The sequence below is a fragment of the Lysobacter sp. Root494 genome (assembly GCF_001427225.1).
Lineage (GTDB): Bacteria > Pseudomonadota > Gammaproteobacteria > Xanthomonadales > Xanthomonadaceae > Agrilutibacter.
On the sequence record NZ_LMFH01000005.1, the window covers coordinates 799,412 to 813,115 of the forward strand.

12 protein-coding genes and 1 tRNA gene are annotated in these 13,704 nt (G+C 65.3%); 7 read left to right on the plus strand and 6 right to left on the minus strand.

Features of this window, described 5'->3' with window-relative positions:
- Positions 1-13 precede the first annotated feature (13 nt).
- Positions 14-637 (minus strand): energy transducer TonB, encoded by a 624-nt coding sequence (locus ASD14_RS07050; protein WP_082538864.1) that lies wholly within the window; start codon positions 635-637, stop codon positions 14-16.
- A gap of 127 nt (positions 638-764) precedes the next feature.
- Here ASD14_RS07050 and serS point away from each other — a divergent pair, with 127 nt between their 5' ends.
- Complete coding sequence (gene serS / locus ASD14_RS07055; RefSeq protein WP_056130971.1) at positions 765-2,057, plus strand: serine--tRNA ligase; 1,293 nt, start codon at positions 765-767, stop codon at positions 2,055-2,057.
- 174 nt (positions 2,058-2,231) lie between these two features.
- Here serS and ASD14_RS07060 read toward each other — a convergent pair whose 3' ends face one another.
- Complete coding sequence (locus ASD14_RS07060) at positions 2,232-2,813, minus strand: NAD(P)H-dependent oxidoreductase (protein WP_056130973.1); 582 nt, start codon at positions 2,811-2,813, stop codon at positions 2,232-2,234.
- 117 nt (positions 2,814-2,930) lie between these two features.
- On the opposite strand from ASD14_RS07060, the gene ASD14_RS07065 reads away from it, so the two are divergent.
- From ASD14_RS07065 to ASD14_RS07075, 3 genes are all read left to right on the plus strand, one after another.
- Positions 2,931-3,965, plus strand: coding sequence for a LysR family transcriptional regulator (locus tag ASD14_RS07065; protein ID WP_082538786.1), 1,035 nt, complete (start codon positions 2,931-2,933; stop codon positions 3,963-3,965).
- A 61-nt stretch (positions 3,966-4,026) separates the two neighbouring features.
- Positions 4,027-4,116, plus strand: a tRNA-Ser gene (locus tag ASD14_RS07070).
- A 77-nt stretch (positions 4,117-4,193) separates the two neighbouring features.
- Positions 4,194-5,618, plus strand: a complete 1,425-nt coding sequence (locus ASD14_RS07075; RefSeq protein ID WP_056130975.1) for a coniferyl aldehyde dehydrogenase — start codon at positions 4,194-4,196, stop codon at positions 5,616-5,618.
- Between the two features lie 6 nt (positions 5,619-5,624).
- Here ASD14_RS07075 and ASD14_RS07080 read toward each other — a convergent pair whose 3' ends face one another.
- A complete protein-coding gene (locus ASD14_RS07080; protein ID WP_056130978.1) occupies positions 5,625-6,455 on the minus strand; it encodes a M28 family metallopeptidase in 831 nt (276 codons plus the stop codon).
- Positions 6,456-6,695: 240 nt separating this feature from the next.
- On the opposite strand from ASD14_RS07080, the gene ASD14_RS07085 reads away from it, so the two are divergent.
- Positions 6,696-7,343 (plus strand): response regulator transcription factor, encoded by a 648-nt coding sequence (locus ASD14_RS07085; RefSeq protein WP_056130980.1) that lies wholly within the window; start codon positions 6,696-6,698, stop codon positions 7,341-7,343.
- Positions 7,344-7,430: 87 nt separating this feature from the next.
- Here the strand turns inward: ASD14_RS07085 and rne are convergent, their stop codons facing one another.
- Positions 7,431-10,517, minus strand: coding sequence for a ribonuclease E (gene rne / locus ASD14_RS07090; protein ID WP_056132230.1), 3,087 nt, complete (start codon positions 10,515-10,517; stop codon positions 7,431-7,433).
- A gap of 589 nt (positions 10,518-11,106) precedes the next feature.
- On the opposite strand from rne, the gene ASD14_RS07095 reads away from it, so the two are divergent.
- A complete protein-coding gene (locus ASD14_RS07095) occupies positions 11,107-12,084 on the plus strand; it encodes an RluA family pseudouridine synthase (RefSeq protein ID WP_056130982.1) in 978 nt (325 codons plus the stop codon).
- Positions 12,085-12,124: 40 nt separating this feature from the next.
- Here the strand turns inward: ASD14_RS07095 and ASD14_RS07100 are convergent, their stop codons facing one another.
- Both ASD14_RS07100 and ASD14_RS07105 read right to left on the minus strand, forming a co-directional pair.
- Complete coding sequence (locus ASD14_RS07100; protein ID WP_056130986.1) at positions 12,125-12,553, minus strand: energy transducer TonB; 429 nt, start codon at positions 12,551-12,553, stop codon at positions 12,125-12,127.
- Positions 12,554-12,564: 11 nt separating this feature from the next.
- Positions 12,565-12,906, minus strand: coding sequence for a 4a-hydroxytetrahydrobiopterin dehydratase (locus ASD14_RS07105; protein WP_056132232.1), 342 nt, complete (start codon positions 12,904-12,906; stop codon positions 12,565-12,567).
- 196 nt (positions 12,907-13,102) lie between these two features.
- On the opposite strand from ASD14_RS07105, the gene ASD14_RS07110 reads away from it, so the two are divergent.
- Entirely contained in the window at positions 13,103-13,696 is a 594-nt protein-coding gene (locus tag ASD14_RS07110; protein ID WP_056130989.1) for an NfuA family Fe-S biogenesis protein, read from the plus strand.
- The last annotated feature ends 8 nt before the right edge of the window (positions 13,697-13,704 follow it).

A 13,704-nucleotide genomic window follows, 5' to 3' on the forward strand; every position in this document is an offset into this window, starting at 1 on the left:
CCCAAGGGCGCTCCTACTGCTTGAAGCTGATGGGAACCTGCACGCGACCCGTTACCGGGCGGCCTTCCGCCATCGCGGGACGGAAGCGCCAATGGCGCACCGCATCGACTGCGGCACGATCGAGTTGCCGGGAGCCGCTGCTCCTGGCGACTTCAACGGCAGAGGGAATGCCGTTCTCGCTGATTTCCGCACTCACCATCACGGTGCCTTGCTCGCCGTTGCGCAACGCCTGCGCAGGGTACCTGGGGGCGGGCATCGAAACGGGTTGCGGCTGCGACGTCGCGATGGGAGCCTGAGGCGGCGGGGGAGCAGGTGCAGCAGGCGGCGGAGGTGGCGGCGCGGTTTCGACGAGACGGGGCTGTTCGCCGTTATCGGTGGCGGGCGTCGCCGGCACCGGTATATCGCTGACCTCGTCCGAATCCCCGGCCATCGGTGCAGGCAGCGGTGCGTAGTGCGGATTCGCTGCGGTCGGTGCTGCCGGACCTGCGCGATAAAAATCGCTGTCGCCCCCACGCCAGACCAGCAGGAAAAGCAGCAGCCCCGCTACGAAAGCGCCCAGCACCCAGAACAACGCCCGGCGCGAAGGCCGCCACGCTGCTAGATCGAAAGAACGGTGCGGAGGGGAGGTTGCAGGCATGTCGGTCATGGGCGAACGGGTCGGGGGAACCGTTCGATGGTGCCGGTCGGCTTGTTAATAATTGGGCAATCGAAGCCGTGACCCTGCGATAATCGCGAGCTTCGTCACCTTTGCATTCGCACCCGCCATGCTCGACCCGACCCTGTTGCGCCAGAACCCCGCCGAACTCGCAACGCGCCTGCGCGAAACCCGCGGCTTCGAACTCGACGCATCGGCACTGGAGTCGCTGGAGAGCGAGCGCAAGCAGATCCAGGTCCGCACGCAGGAGCTGCAGAACCTGCGCAACACGCGCAGCAAGGCGATCGGGCAGGCCAAGTCGAAGGGCGAGGACGTGTCCGCGCTGATGGCGGAAGTCGCCGGTTTCGGCGAGGAGCTCAAGGCTTCGGAAATCCGCCTGGAAGACATCCGCGCAAAGATCGAAGCGGTCGCGCTGGGCATCCCCAACATCCCGCACGAATCCGTTCCGCGTGGGCAAGACGAAGCTCACAACGCCGAACAGCATCGTTGGGGCACGCCGCGCACGTTCGACTTCCCCGTGAAGGACCACGTCGAGCTCGGTGCGCGCAATGGCTGGCTCGACGGCGACACCGCCGCGAAGCTCAGCGGCGCGCGCTTCACCGTGCTGCGCGGCCCGTTGGCGCGGCTGCATCGCGCACTCGCGCAGTTCATGCTCGACCTGCACACCGGCGAGCATGGCTACCAGGAAAACAATGTTCCGCTGCTCGTGAATGCCGACTCCATGCGCGGCACGGGCCAGCTTCCGAAGTTCGAGGAAGACCTGTTCGCGACGACCGTCGGCGACGGCGAGCACGCGCACAAGCGCTACCTGATTCCTACCTCGGAAGTGCCGCTGACGAACATCGTCCGCGACGAGATTGTCGAAGCCGATACCCTGCCGCTGCGCATGACCGCGCATTCGATGTGCTTCCGCGCCGAAGCGGGCAGCCACGGTCGCGACACGCGCGGCATGATCCGCCAGCATCAATTCGAAAAAGTGGAGCTGGTGTCGATCACGAAACCGGATGAAAGCTACGAAGAGCATGAGCGGATGACGCGCTGCGCCGAAGTCGTGCTGGAGAAGCTGGGCCTGCCGTACCGCCGCATGCTGTTGTGCACGGGCGACATGGGGTTTGCTGCGACCAAGACGTTTGATCTCGAAGTCTGGCTGCCATCACAGGACACCTATCGCGAGATTTCGTCCTGCTCCAACTGCGAGTCCTTCCAGGCCCGTCGCATGCAGGCGCGCTGGCGCAATCCAGCGACCGGCAAGCCGGAACTGGCGCATACGCTCAATGGTTCCGGCGTTGCGGTGGGACGCGCATTGATCGCGGTGATGGAGAATTACCAGAACGCGGACGGTTCGATCACGGTGCCGGATGTGCTGCGTCCGTACATGGGTGGAGTCGATCGGATCGCGTGAACCCGCTCGTCATTCCTGCAAAGCAGGAATCCATGGACTTGGAGGTTCAGTGCACTGGCGGGCACACGTCCATGGATTCCCGCCTTCGCGGGAATGACGACAAAAAAACGGGCCCGCAATGCGGGCCCGCTGCGTTCCGGCGCAGGGGAGGGCACCGGAATACGCTTGCTCAAGTCACGCGGCTTCGCGCAGCGGCGCCTGGATAGCCGCCTTGGCGCCTTCCAGTGCATCGGTGCGGTGCTGCGGCGAATACGCCACGCCTTCGGCGCGGATGAACTCGATATCGCTGACGCCGAGGAAACCAAATACCTGGCGCAGATAGGCTTCCTGGAAATCCGCCGGGCTGTTGTCGCCGTAGATGCCACCGCGGCCGCTGGCGATCACCATGCGCTTGCCTTTGGCGAGGCCTTCCGGGCCGTTCTCCGTGTAGCGGAACGTGCGGCCGGCGATGGCCACGCGATCGATCCAGGCCTTCAGCGTCGACGGCACGCTGAAGTTGTACATCGGCGCGCCGATCACGATGACGTCGCTATCCAGGAACTGCTGGAGCGTCTGTTCGCCGGCTTCGGTGATGGCCACGTCGGTCTTGGCGAGGACCGGACCGGTCAGATGCGGCAAGGGTTCGGCATCCAGGTCGCGGTACGTGACCGACAGGCCAGGCACGGCATCCTGCCAGCGTGCGACGATGGCGGCGGTAAGTTCGCGGGTAACGGAACCGGCGCCGGTGGCGGCGGAGTCGATATGCAGCAGTTTCATGGACCTCTCCCGATGGGTAGCGGCCGGTGGCCGCGTTGGACGCCACTTTCCATCGTTGCAGTATTGGGATAAAGCTGGTTTAATATCACTGACTGTTCTGATTACAGGATAATTGCCATGCAGGACCTCAACGACCTCTACTATTTCGCCGCCGTCGTGGACCACCAGGGATTCGCCGCGGCCGAGCGCGCGTTGGGCATCCCGAAGTCGCGCCTGAGCCGCCGCATCAGCCAGCTCGAAACCGATCTCGGTGTCCGCCTGCTGCAGCGTTCCACGCGCCGCTTCGCGGTGACCGAAGTTGGCCACAGCGTCTATCGCCACGCGCAATCGATGCTCGCGGAAGCGCAGGCCGCGCGCGAAGTCGTCGATCGCCTGAGCGCTGAACCGCGCGGCGTGATCCGCGTCAGCGTGCCGGTCGGAATGGCCCAGCAGCAGATGCCGAAGCTGCTGCCGGAATTCCTCGCGAAGTACCCGCAGGTGCGCGTGCAGTTGCATGTCAGCAATCGCCGCGTCGACATCATCAACGAAGGCGTGGACGTCGCGCTGCGCGTTCGAACACGGCTGGACGACGACGGCAGCCTGGTGATGCGCAACTTCGGCCAGATCCAGGAGCTGCTCGTCGCGAGCCCCGGCTATCTCAAGCGCATGGGTCGCCCGCAGAACCCCGACGACCTCGCCCAGCACGTCACGCTGAGCATGAACGAAGACGAGGCCCACCAGCGCTGGGAGCTGCACGGCCCTAATGGGGAAGTGCGCCGCGTCGAACTGAAGCCGCGCGTAGCCGGTTTCGACTTCCCGATGCTGATGGCACTCGCCACGCAGGGTGTGGGCATCACGATGCTGCCGGAAACCGTGTGCGCCGAAGCCGTGCGCAACGGCGAACTGGAAGTCGTGCTCCCGCAATGGCGCCTCCCGCAGGGCATCTTCCACGCAGTGTTCGCATCGCGTCGGGGCCTGTTGCCAGCGGTGCGCGTGTTCATCGATTTCCTGGCCGAACGCGTGCCGGCCCTCGTGGAATCCGCACGTCTGCAATGCGGCGACATTCCAGGCGGCAAGCCGTGTCCGGAAGGCGTCAAGAACGCCACGCCTGTGCCGGCTGCAAAGGACAAGCCCGCTCGCAAATCGCGCGAGCGCACCGCGGAGCCGGCGTGAGAGAATGCGCGCCCCGTGGTGCACGCGCGGGGCATCCAGTTCGATAATTCAGGTTCGATACGGAAGTGTGGCCGAGCGGTTTAAGGCACCGGTCTTGAAAACCGGCGTGGCAGCGATGCCACCGTGGGTTCGAATCCCACCGCTTCCGCCAAACACCCGATTTGCCGCTGTGCGCGGCCGGCTTCTCCGCCATACTTCGGCGTAGGTTTCCTGCTGCGAATCGTCGTCATGGATATTGCTGCATCCACGCCCATCACCGAATTGGCCCCAACGCTGCAGCGGCTGCGCGATGCGTGGGTGAAGCAACGCCCGGATTACGACCAGCGCCGTAACGATCTGCAGCGGCTGCGCAAGGCGTTCCATGCGCGCCTGGATGAAATGGCCGCGGCGGTGAGCGCCGACTTCGGCCACCGCTCCACGCACGAGAGCCTGTTGGCCGATGGCATGACGGTGCTCTCCGAACTCGACCATATGATCGCGAACCTGCGCCGGTGGATGCGGCCGCGGCGGCGTGGCGTCGGCTGGCGACTGTGGCCTGCGCGTGCGCAGGTGCGGCACGTGCCGCTCGGCGTCGTCGGCGTGATCGCACCGTGGAATTACCCGGTGAACCTGTCGCTGGTGCCGCTGGCGACCGCGATCGCCGCGGGCAACCATGTCTACCTGAAACCTTCCGAGTACAACCCGCGCGCGAATGCATTCCTGCGCGAACTGCTGGCCGAAGTATTCCCGGCGGATCGCGTTGCCATCGCGCTCGGTGGCTCCGATGTCGCGGCAGCCTTCGCGTCATTGCCGTTCGACCACATCATGTTCACCGGCTCGACCGCCGTCGGCCGCAAGATCATGGCCGCCGCCGCGCCCAACCTGACGCCGGTCACACTGGAACTCGGCGGCAAGTCGCCAGCCGTCATCGGTTCGGATGCGCCAATGGAAACAACGGCCGCGCGCATCGCGACGGGAAAGCTCTTCAACGGCGGGCAGACCTGCATCGCGCCGGATTACGTGCTCGTGCCGGAGGCACGCCGCGATGAATTCGTGCAGGCGTTGCGCGGGGAAGTGGCTTCGCGCTATCCGGACCTCGAAAACAGTTCCGACTTCACCACGATCATCAATGAAGGCAACTACCGCCGGCTTCGTGGCTATCTCGATGATGCGCATGAGCGCGGACTGGAGTTGATCCCGCTTGCTCAAGTCAAAGATGCGCAGGCGGCCGAATCACGCCGCCTGTTGCCGCCGACGCTGGTGATCGAGCCAGGCGACGACGCGAAGGTGATGCAGGAAGAGATCTTCGGTCCCGTCTTGCCGGTCAAGACGTACCGCCGCTTCGACGAAGTCATCGACTACATCAACGCGCATGACCGCCCGCTGGCGCTGTACCACTTCGGCCATGATCGCGACGAGATCGAGCGGCTGCTCGGCAACACCGTTGCCGGCGGCGTGTGCATCAACGAAACCCTGCTGCAGTACGCGTGCAACAGCCTGCCGTTCGGTGGTGTGGGCGCGAGCGGGATGGGCCAGTACCACGGCTTCGATGGCTTCGTGACCTTCAGCAAGGCGATGCCGGTGTTGCGGCAGGCCCGTTGGACGCTGTCGGACCGGTTGAAGCCGCCTTACAGCGGCTTCCCGGCGAAGATGATCAGGCTGTTGCTGCGCTGATCCTGCTTACTGCGAAGCGGTAGCGGCGGCCGCAAAACCTGCGTCCCAACGGCGCAGTGCATCCTCGATGGCATCCACGCCCTGCGCGGCTGCGTTCGCGTCGATCTGCGCGAGCGTATCGCCGTCGGTGTGGATCACCTGCATGACCTTGGGCATCGCCTTTGGCTTCTTGCCGGCGTATGCATCGAGGATGCCGGTGATTTCCTCGTTGCCGATCAGCGAGTACGAAACCGCGGGCCAACCCGATTTGAGGAATGACAGGTGGTCGGTGGGCGGATAGTGCTCACCGGCCGACAGCTTCAATCCTTTTGCCGCCATCGCATCGCGACTGGCGATGGCGAGGCCGCCTTCGGCTTCGGGCGTCATCATCCAGATGGTGTCGCCCCAGGCGAATACATCGAAATTGACGTAGAGCGCCGGTTTGGTGCCACCGTCGGCGACGTACGCCTTGGAGCCGAGCAGACCCTTTTCCTCCAGATCCCAGAACGCGACCGCGACGCGATGATTCGCGAGCGGCTTTGCCTTCAGTCGCTCCGCGAGCGCGAGCACCGTCGCGCTACCCGATGCGTTGTCGGTTGCGCCTTCGCCCTTGCCGACCTGGTCGGAATGCGCGCCTAGCAACAACAGTGGCGCGGAAGTGTTGCCGCCGACGTCGGCGAGGATGTTGGTGCCCTTCTGGCCATCGACTTCGAAGGGGCTGGTGCGCCACTGGATGCCGAGCGTATCCAGGCGCTTCTCGATGGCGGTGCGACGCCCCGGGCCGGCATCGGCGTCGGCAATCGCGGTGACATCGGCAAGCCAGCTCTTCGCAGCTGGGGATGTGGCTGCCGAAGGCATGGCTTCCTGCGCCGGACGTGCGCAGGCGGGGAGGGAAAGGAGGCAGGCGATCAGGGTGAAATGAAGGCTGGGGCGCATGGCGGGTGGGTGTCTGGAGAAGGCCGCAGTTTGCAGCAAAACCGGCGGAGTTCTCCTGTCGTCGCGTGTCTTGCCGCGAGGCCTCCGGTTGGCGGGTTGTTGCGCCGGCCGCAGGAGACCGCTAGCCTCGGCTGCACATGGAGCTCCAATCAAGGGAAAGGGATGACCATTCGAGTATTCATCGTTGACGACCACGCGCTGGTGCGCGAGGGCATGCGCCTGATCCTGTCGGCACAGACCGACATCGAAGTGATCGGCGACGTTGAAACGGGCGACGCGGCCCTGCCGCTGATCAGGCATCTCAAGCCGGACGTGGTGCTTTGCGACCTGCATCTGCCTGGCCTGAGCGGGCTGGAGATCACCGAGCGCGTGACGTATGGCGGGCATGGCCCACGCGTCATCATCGTGTCGGTGCTTGAAGATGGACCCATGCCGCGGCGCCTCATCGAAGCCGGTGCTTCCGGTTACGTGGGCAAGGGTGGCGATGCGCGCGAACTGCTGACGGCGGTACGCGAAGTCGCACGTGGCAAGCGTTATCTCGCCAGCTCAGTTGCCCGGAACATGGCGCTCTCGGGGGTAAACGGAGGCGCCACGCCCATCGACGAGTTGACGCCACGTGAACTGGAAATCGGATTGCTGATGGCGCAAGGCATCCGCCAGCACGACATCGCGCAGCGGCTCAGCCTGAGTCCGAAGACCGTCAACACGCACAAGTCGCGGCTGTTCGAGAAGCTGGGCATCGGCGACACCGTGGCTCTGGTGCGCACGTTGAAGCGCTACGGTCTCCTGGATCCGGTGCTTGCCTTCTAGCGCTTCGCAAAGCAACTGGATCGACAAGTAAAAACGGCCGCGAATTCTCGCGGCCGTTTTCTTTGCTGGACTTGCAGTCCGATCAGATCACGCGCGCTGCTCGCCGTTTTCCTGCTCAGCGGCCTTTGCCGCGGCATCGGCAGGCGTCGGCGCGACCGGCTGCGGCACGGCATCGAACAGGCCTGCCGTGCGTGGCAGTTCGTCGACGGGCAGCTGCGAAGCGGCGGCTGCGGCCGGCTCCTCGTCCACATTGACGGCAGGCGTCGAAGCGGGTTCGACCTCGGCGCTGACCCCAGTGTTGGCGGAAGCCATTTCGCCCGGCAGCGTGTTCACCGCAGGATCGCTTTCTCCAGCCTGCTTCTGCGGATCGATCACGATATCCGCAACCGGTTCGGGCTCGACGGGCTCGGGCAACGGCACGACTTCGGCTGCGACAGGCTCGTCCTGCACGACGACGGCCGGCGTGATTTCGCCCGCGGGCATCGCCACGGTTTCGGTCGCGTCAGTGGCAGACGGATTCGGCTGCACTTCGCCGATGACTTCTGCGGCGATGTCGGCCGGCGTCTTCTGCGCCGGTGCCGCGGCGACCACCGGTTCGGCCGGTGTGGACGGCGTCGGTGCCGTGGCTGTGGTTTCGAGCGCGGACGCTACCGCCGCTGCCAGCGGCGCGACGGGTCCGATGTCGTCGAAGTCGAACTCCGGCTGCGAACGCTGCACCGGTGCGACCGTCGTGGGTTCATCGCCATCGATGGTGAGCTCGTCGCCTTCGGCATCGTTGTCATCGCCGAGGAAGTCGTCGTGCGGATTGGCATCGGGGTTCCCGGCGGCGCCGAGCGCTGCGCCTTCACCCGCCCCGGCTCCGCCGCGACGGCGGCGGCGACCACCACGGCGTCCGCGACGACGGCGTCCGCTGCCTTCTCCAGCGGCTTCGCCGGGTGCCGCGGTTTCCATGATGTTCGCGGTTTCGGCAGTGGTTTCGAGCGTTTCGATCGGCGCCGTCAGTTCTTCGGCGGCGATCACGGCTGCGCTGGCAGCGAGGGGCGTGATATTGGCGACCTCGGGCGATGGTGCAACGGCAGTCGCTTCGAGCTTGGCCGGTTCCGGCTTCGGAGCCTGCGGCTTCGGCGGCTGCTGCTCGCGCGGCGGGCGTGGCTGTTGCTGCTGGACCCGCTCTTCGCGCGGCAGATTCTGCTTCTGCTCGGGCTGCGGCTGCTTCTGCTGCTTGGGCTGCTGCGGTTGTTTCTGGTGTTGGCCCTGCTGTGGCTTGGCCTGCTGTTGCTGCTGCGGACGGCGCTCGTCGCGGCGTTGTTCGTCACGGCGGTTGTCGCGGCCCTGCTTGCCACTGCGTTGTCCGTCGCGGCGCTGTTCGTCACGACGCTGCCCGTTGCGGTCGTTACGGCCTTGCGCGCGCTCGGCCTGCGTCGGTCCCATCGTAATCGGCTTGCTGCCGCGGAAGAAACCGAGGATGCGGTCGACGATGCCAACCGATGCCGGTGCTGCCGCAACAGGAGCCGTGACACGCACTACCGGGGTTTCGCGCGATTCGGCTTCGCGCGGCTCGCGCAGCGGAGCAGGCGAGGTCGGCTTGACGTTGGTGACGGCCGGGAGCGCCGGAATGTTGAGATGGGCCTTGGTCAGCGCATGCGTCGGCAATTTGCGCGGCGTACCGCGGTGGTAGCTAGGCTTGCTGCTCTCTTCGCCGAGCTCGTTCTCACGGATGCGGGTGACTTCGTAATGCGGCGTGTGCAGCTGCTCGTCGGCGACGATGACGATCGGCGAGTCGTGGCGCTTTTCGATTTCGCTGAGCGCACGGCGCTTTTCGTTGAGCAGGTAGTTGGCGATTTCGGTCGGAGCCTGCACCAGCACCTGGCCGGTGTTCTCCTTCATCGCGTGCTCTTCGGCGAGGCGCAGGATCGACAGCGACAGCGATTCGACGCTGCGCATGCGGCCGTGGCCTTCGCAACGCGGGCAGACGATCTGGCTGGATTCGCCCAGCGACGGGCGCAGGCGCTGGCGCGACATTTCCATCAGGCCGAAACGCGAGATGCGGCCGAGCTGGACGCGGGCGCGATCCTGCTTGAGCGCGTTCTGCAGGCGGTTTTCGACTTCGCGCTGGTGCTTGGTCGACGCCATGTCGATGAAGTCGATCACCACCAGGCCGCCGAGGTCGCGCAGGCGCAGCTGGCGGGCCGCTTCTTCGGCCGCTTCCAGGTTGGTGTGGAATGCGGTTTCCTCGATGTCGCCGCCCTTCGTGGCGCGCGCGGAGTTCACGTCGATCGCGGTGAGTGCTTCGGTCTGGTCGATGACCAGCGCGCCGCCGGAAGGCAGGCGGACTTCACGCTCGTACGCGCCTTCGATCTGCGATTCGATCTGGAAGCGGTTGAACAGCGGAACGTCGTCGGTGTAGTGCTTGAGCTTGCGCAGGTTGTGCGGCATCACCTGTTCGACGAACTCGCGCGCTTCGGCGTACATCTCCGGCGTGTCGACGAGGATCTCGCCGATGTCCGGACGCATGTAGTCGCGCAGTGCGCGGATGATCAGGCGCGATTCGGCGTAGATCAGGAACGGGGATGGCTTGGTCAGTGCCGCTTCGGCGACGGACTTCCACACCTGCAGCAGATAATCGAGGTCCCACTGCAGCTCTTCCGCATCGCGGCCGACGCCGGCGGTGCGGATGATCACGCCCATGTCGTCGGGGATGGCCAGCGAGTCCATCGCCTTCTTCAGTTCGGCGCGATCGTCGCCCTCGATGCGGCGCGAGACACCGCCCGCGGTGGGCGAGTTCGGCATCAACACCATGTAGCGGCCGGCCAGCGAAATGAACGTGGTCAGGGCCGCGCCCTTGTTGCCGCGTTCTTCCTTGTCGACCTGGACGACGATTTCCTGGCCTTCCTTCAGCAGTTCCTTCAGGCCGGCCTTGTTGTGGTCGACGCCGGGCTGGAAGTAATCGCGGGAAATTTCCTTCAGCGGCAGGAAGCCGTGGCGTTCCGCACCGTAATCGACGAAGGCGGCTTCGAGCGAGGGCTCGAGGCGGGTGATCTTGCCCTTGTAGATGTTGGACTTCTTCTGTTCCTTCGCCGGCTGTTCGATGTCGATGTCGTACAGGGTCTGGCCGTCGACGATGGCGACGCGCAGTTCTTCCGCCTGCGTCGCGTTGATCAGCATTCGCTTCATTGTTGCGTCCTCGCGCTTCATCCCGCCCGAAGGGCAGGCCGCGCGGAACGCCGTGGGCGTTTCGCCTCTGGATACCGCAAGCCGACTGGCGCTGGGCGGCATCAAATCGATGCGCCCGGCTGCCGAAGTGGCTGACCACGCGTGGCACGCGCCGTCGGCTTCAATTTCCAGCGCTACAACACCACGGCAAACCGCGGGAGCGCTTTTTTGTTTCGTTCCTTAAGGCCGGCGACCTTGAAGCCGGAACCGTCAGGACGGAGGCGAGCCAGGCATTGCGCTGTTGCTCGTTCCTGCGTGCTGCGTTTCCCGCTCCCGTCGCACGGGGCGTTGTTCATCTCACGGCGGTTTGACCCGTCGGGCGGGAACCGGTTCCGCCGGGCCGTCGCTGCTAACATGGCTGCCCCCAGGGCAGTGGTCAGGCGCGGACCGGATCGCAGGAGCGGGGCTTTTGGCCCCACGCTTGTCAGAAGCATGGCTCGTTAGAAGCGGCTTCCTGGAAGCGTGCCTCCGGATCGACCGGGGGTTGTGGCAACTCCAGCGAAATCAAAACCTTATCTCGCGCCGTCAGTGTAGCAGATCAACCTAACCAATGACCCGTTCAGACACTCCCGCCGCGGCCGGTCCCGGCGCCCGTACCGTCCGCGTGCCCGAAGATCGCGACGGGCAGCGCCTGGACAATTTTCTTCTCGGCCAGCTCAAGGGGGCCCCGCGTTCGCTGGTCTACAAACTGGTGCGTTCGGGTCAGGTCCGGGTCAACGGCGGGCGGGCGAAGGCGGAGCGCAAGCTCGCCGCGGGGGACGAGGTACGCATTCCTCCGGTGCGTCTTGGCGAGCCCAGTGAGAAAGGAACGCCCCCGGCCGGATTCCTAAAGGCCATGGAGGCCGCGATCGTCTTCGAGGACGCCCGGCTTCTGGCGCTGAACAAGCCTTCCGGCGTCGCCAGCCATGGCGGCAGCGGGATCTCCTTCGGCGCCATCGAGACAATGCGGGCCTTGCGCCCGAACCAGGCGCTGGAGCTGGTGCATCGGCTCGATCGGGATACCTCGGGGCTCCTGATCATCGCCAAGAAGCGCTCGGCCCTGGCCGAGTTGCAGGCGCTCCTGCGCGAGGAGCGCGCCGTTACCGGTGGCGGGATCACCAAACGTTACCTGGCGCTGCTCACCGGCCGCATGCCCGACGGCGTGATGAGCGTCGAGGCGCCGTTGCACGTCGGCCTGCGCCAGGGCGGCGAGCGCCATGTGCAGGTCAACCCGGCCGGGAAACCGTCACTGAGCCACTTCAAGGTCCTGGAACGTCGCGGCGGCCAGTCCTATTGCGAAGTGCGCATCGAAACCGGCCGCACCCATCAGATCCGCGTGCACGCCCAGCACATCGGGCATCCGATCGCGGGCGACGACAAGTACGGCGATCCGGATGCCAACAAGCGCCTGAGGGAGCAGGTCGGCCTGAAGCGGTTATTCCTGCACGCGTCGACGCTCGAATTCGCGCTCGATGGCGGCAAGGCGCCTTATCTGCTCAATGCGCCGCTGGTTCCGGAGCTGATTGACGTGCTCGACCGCCTGGCTTGAGTTGCGTGCGCCGTGCGCACGTCGCGGCTCACGAAGCGGATCAGAGGTACTTGTTGCACTCGTCCGGCGGAGGATTCGGCGGAGTGAAAGTCACTGGTACCTGCAACCTGCTCGACACCGGCTTGCCGCGAAGGGTTGCCGGACGGAATTTCCATTCGCGCACGGCGCTCACCGCAAGCTCGTCGAGCGCCTTGGTGCCGCTGCTCTGCTGGATATCCACTTTCGCTGGATAACCATTGGGTGCGAGCGCGACGTTGAGCATCGTGGTCCCGCCGATCTGCTTGCAGGCGTATTCGGGCGGGTAGTCCGGCGGTGGCGTGTCCTGCGCCATGGGTTCGGTCGGCGGGGGCGGTGCCGGCTCGGCCGATTGCGGCTTCTGCTGGCAGCCCGCCAGCAGTGCGAGCGAGACCGGCAGCGCGAACCATGCGACCTGAGCGATCCGGAAGTTGAAGCAATGCTGGCGGGTCATGGCGTCCTCACTCAGTCAATCAGGGCTTCGGTTTTGGCTGCGCAGATGAAGTCGTTCTCGCTCAGGCCACCAACGTCATGCGTCGAGAAACGCACGACGCAGCGGTTGTAGTGCACGCCGAGATCAGGGTGGTGGTCTTCGCGGTGCGCCAGGTAGGCGAGCGCGTTCACGAAGGCCATCGTCTCGTAATAGTTCTTGAAGTCGAACGTCTTGCTGAGCGCGTGGCCATCCTCGATCAGTTCCCAGCCCGGCACTTCGGGCAGCAGTTCCCGCACGCGCGCTTCGCTGAGTTTGTGTTCGCTGCCGCGCCGGGGGAGGCAATGGGCTTGCGATAGGGGAACGAGATCGCTCATGGCTTCTTCCTGGAATGCAGCGCCGCTCATCCGAACGAGGTCGTCTGAACGAAAGCGCCCGGCTGGTGTCGTAGGGTAGGCACGCAACGGCTTAAGGCCGCGTGGACCCCGGTAGAATAGCCCGGTACCCCACATTTCCGAATCGGCCAAAGACAGCCTGCCCCGCGAGCTGATCGAAGGCGAGACCATAAGCAGCATGATCAATATTTCCGAATCCGCCCAGACTCACTTCCGCAAGCTGATCGAGCGCGAAGCGCTGCCCGGTCTCGGCGTGAAGCTGGCCGCGGTGAATCCCGGCACCGCGCGCGCCGACGTGCGCCTCGAATTCGCCGAGCCGGGCGACCTGCAAGGCGACGAGTGGGCGATCGATTGCGAAGGCTTCACCCTGTGGCTCGACGCCGCCAGCGTGAACTATCTCGACGGCGCGGAAATCGACTACGAAACCGGCACGACCGGCGGGCAGCTGCAGATCCGCGCACCGAAGATCAAGGGCGAAGTGCCTTCCGACTCCGCTTCACTCGTCGAACGCGTGCGCTGGGTCGTGGACAACGAAATCAACCCGCAACTCGCCGCGCACCGCGGCCACGTCGCGGTGCAGGAAGTGACCGCGGATGGCGCCGTGATCCTCCGCTTCGGCGGCGGTTGCCACGGTTGCGGCATGGCCGACGTGACGCTCAAGCAGGGCATCGAGAAGACGTTGCTGGAGAAGGTGCCCGGCGTCACGGCGGTGCGCGACGCCACCGATCACGAAACCGGCGACGCACCCTACATTCCACGCGACGTGGCATAAGAGGACCG

What these genes read in the sequence shown, in the direction of transcription:
- ASD14_RS07050 (WP_082538864.1), bottom strand. Translation starts at nt 637, where the DNA reads ATGCCTGCAACCTCCCCTCCGCACCGTTCTTTCGATCTAGCAGCGTGG.
- serS (WP_056130971.1), top strand. Translation starts at nt 765, where the DNA reads ATGCTCGACCCGACCCTGTTGCGCCAGAACCCCGCCGAACTCGCAACG.
- ASD14_RS07060 (WP_056130973.1), bottom strand. Translation starts at nt 2,813, where the DNA reads ATGAAACTGCTGCATATCGACTCCGCCGCCACCGGCGCCGGTTCCGTT.
- ASD14_RS07065 (WP_082538786.1), top strand. Translation starts at nt 2,931, where the DNA reads ATGCAGGACCTCAACGACCTCTACTATTTCGCCGCCGTCGTGGACCAC.
- ASD14_RS07075 (WP_056130975.1), top strand. Translation starts at nt 4,194, where the DNA reads ATGGATATTGCTGCATCCACGCCCATCACCGAATTGGCCCCAACGCTG.
- ASD14_RS07080 (WP_056130978.1), bottom strand. Translation starts at nt 6,455, where the DNA reads ATGCCTTCGGCAGCCACATCCCCAGCTGCGAAGAGCTGGCTTGCCGAT.
- ASD14_RS07085 (WP_056130980.1), top strand. Translation starts at nt 6,696, where the DNA reads ATGACCATTCGAGTATTCATCGTTGACGACCACGCGCTGGTGCGCGAG.
- rne (WP_056132230.1), bottom strand. Translation starts at nt 10,517, where the DNA reads ATGAAGCGAATGCTGATCAACGCGACGCAGGCGGAAGAACTGCGCGTC.
- ASD14_RS07095 (WP_056130982.1), top strand. Translation starts at nt 11,107, where the DNA reads ATGACCCGTTCAGACACTCCCGCCGCGGCCGGTCCCGGCGCCCGTACC.
- ASD14_RS07100 (WP_056130986.1), bottom strand. Translation starts at nt 12,553, where the DNA reads ATGACCCGCCAGCATTGCTTCAACTTCCGGATCGCTCAGGTCGCATGG.
- ASD14_RS07105 (WP_056132232.1), bottom strand. Translation starts at nt 12,906, where the DNA reads ATGAGCGATCTCGTTCCCCTATCGCAAGCCCATTGCCTCCCCCGGCGC.
- ASD14_RS07110 (WP_056130989.1), top strand. Translation starts at nt 13,103, where the DNA reads ATGATCAATATTTCCGAATCCGCCCAGACTCACTTCCGCAAGCTGATC.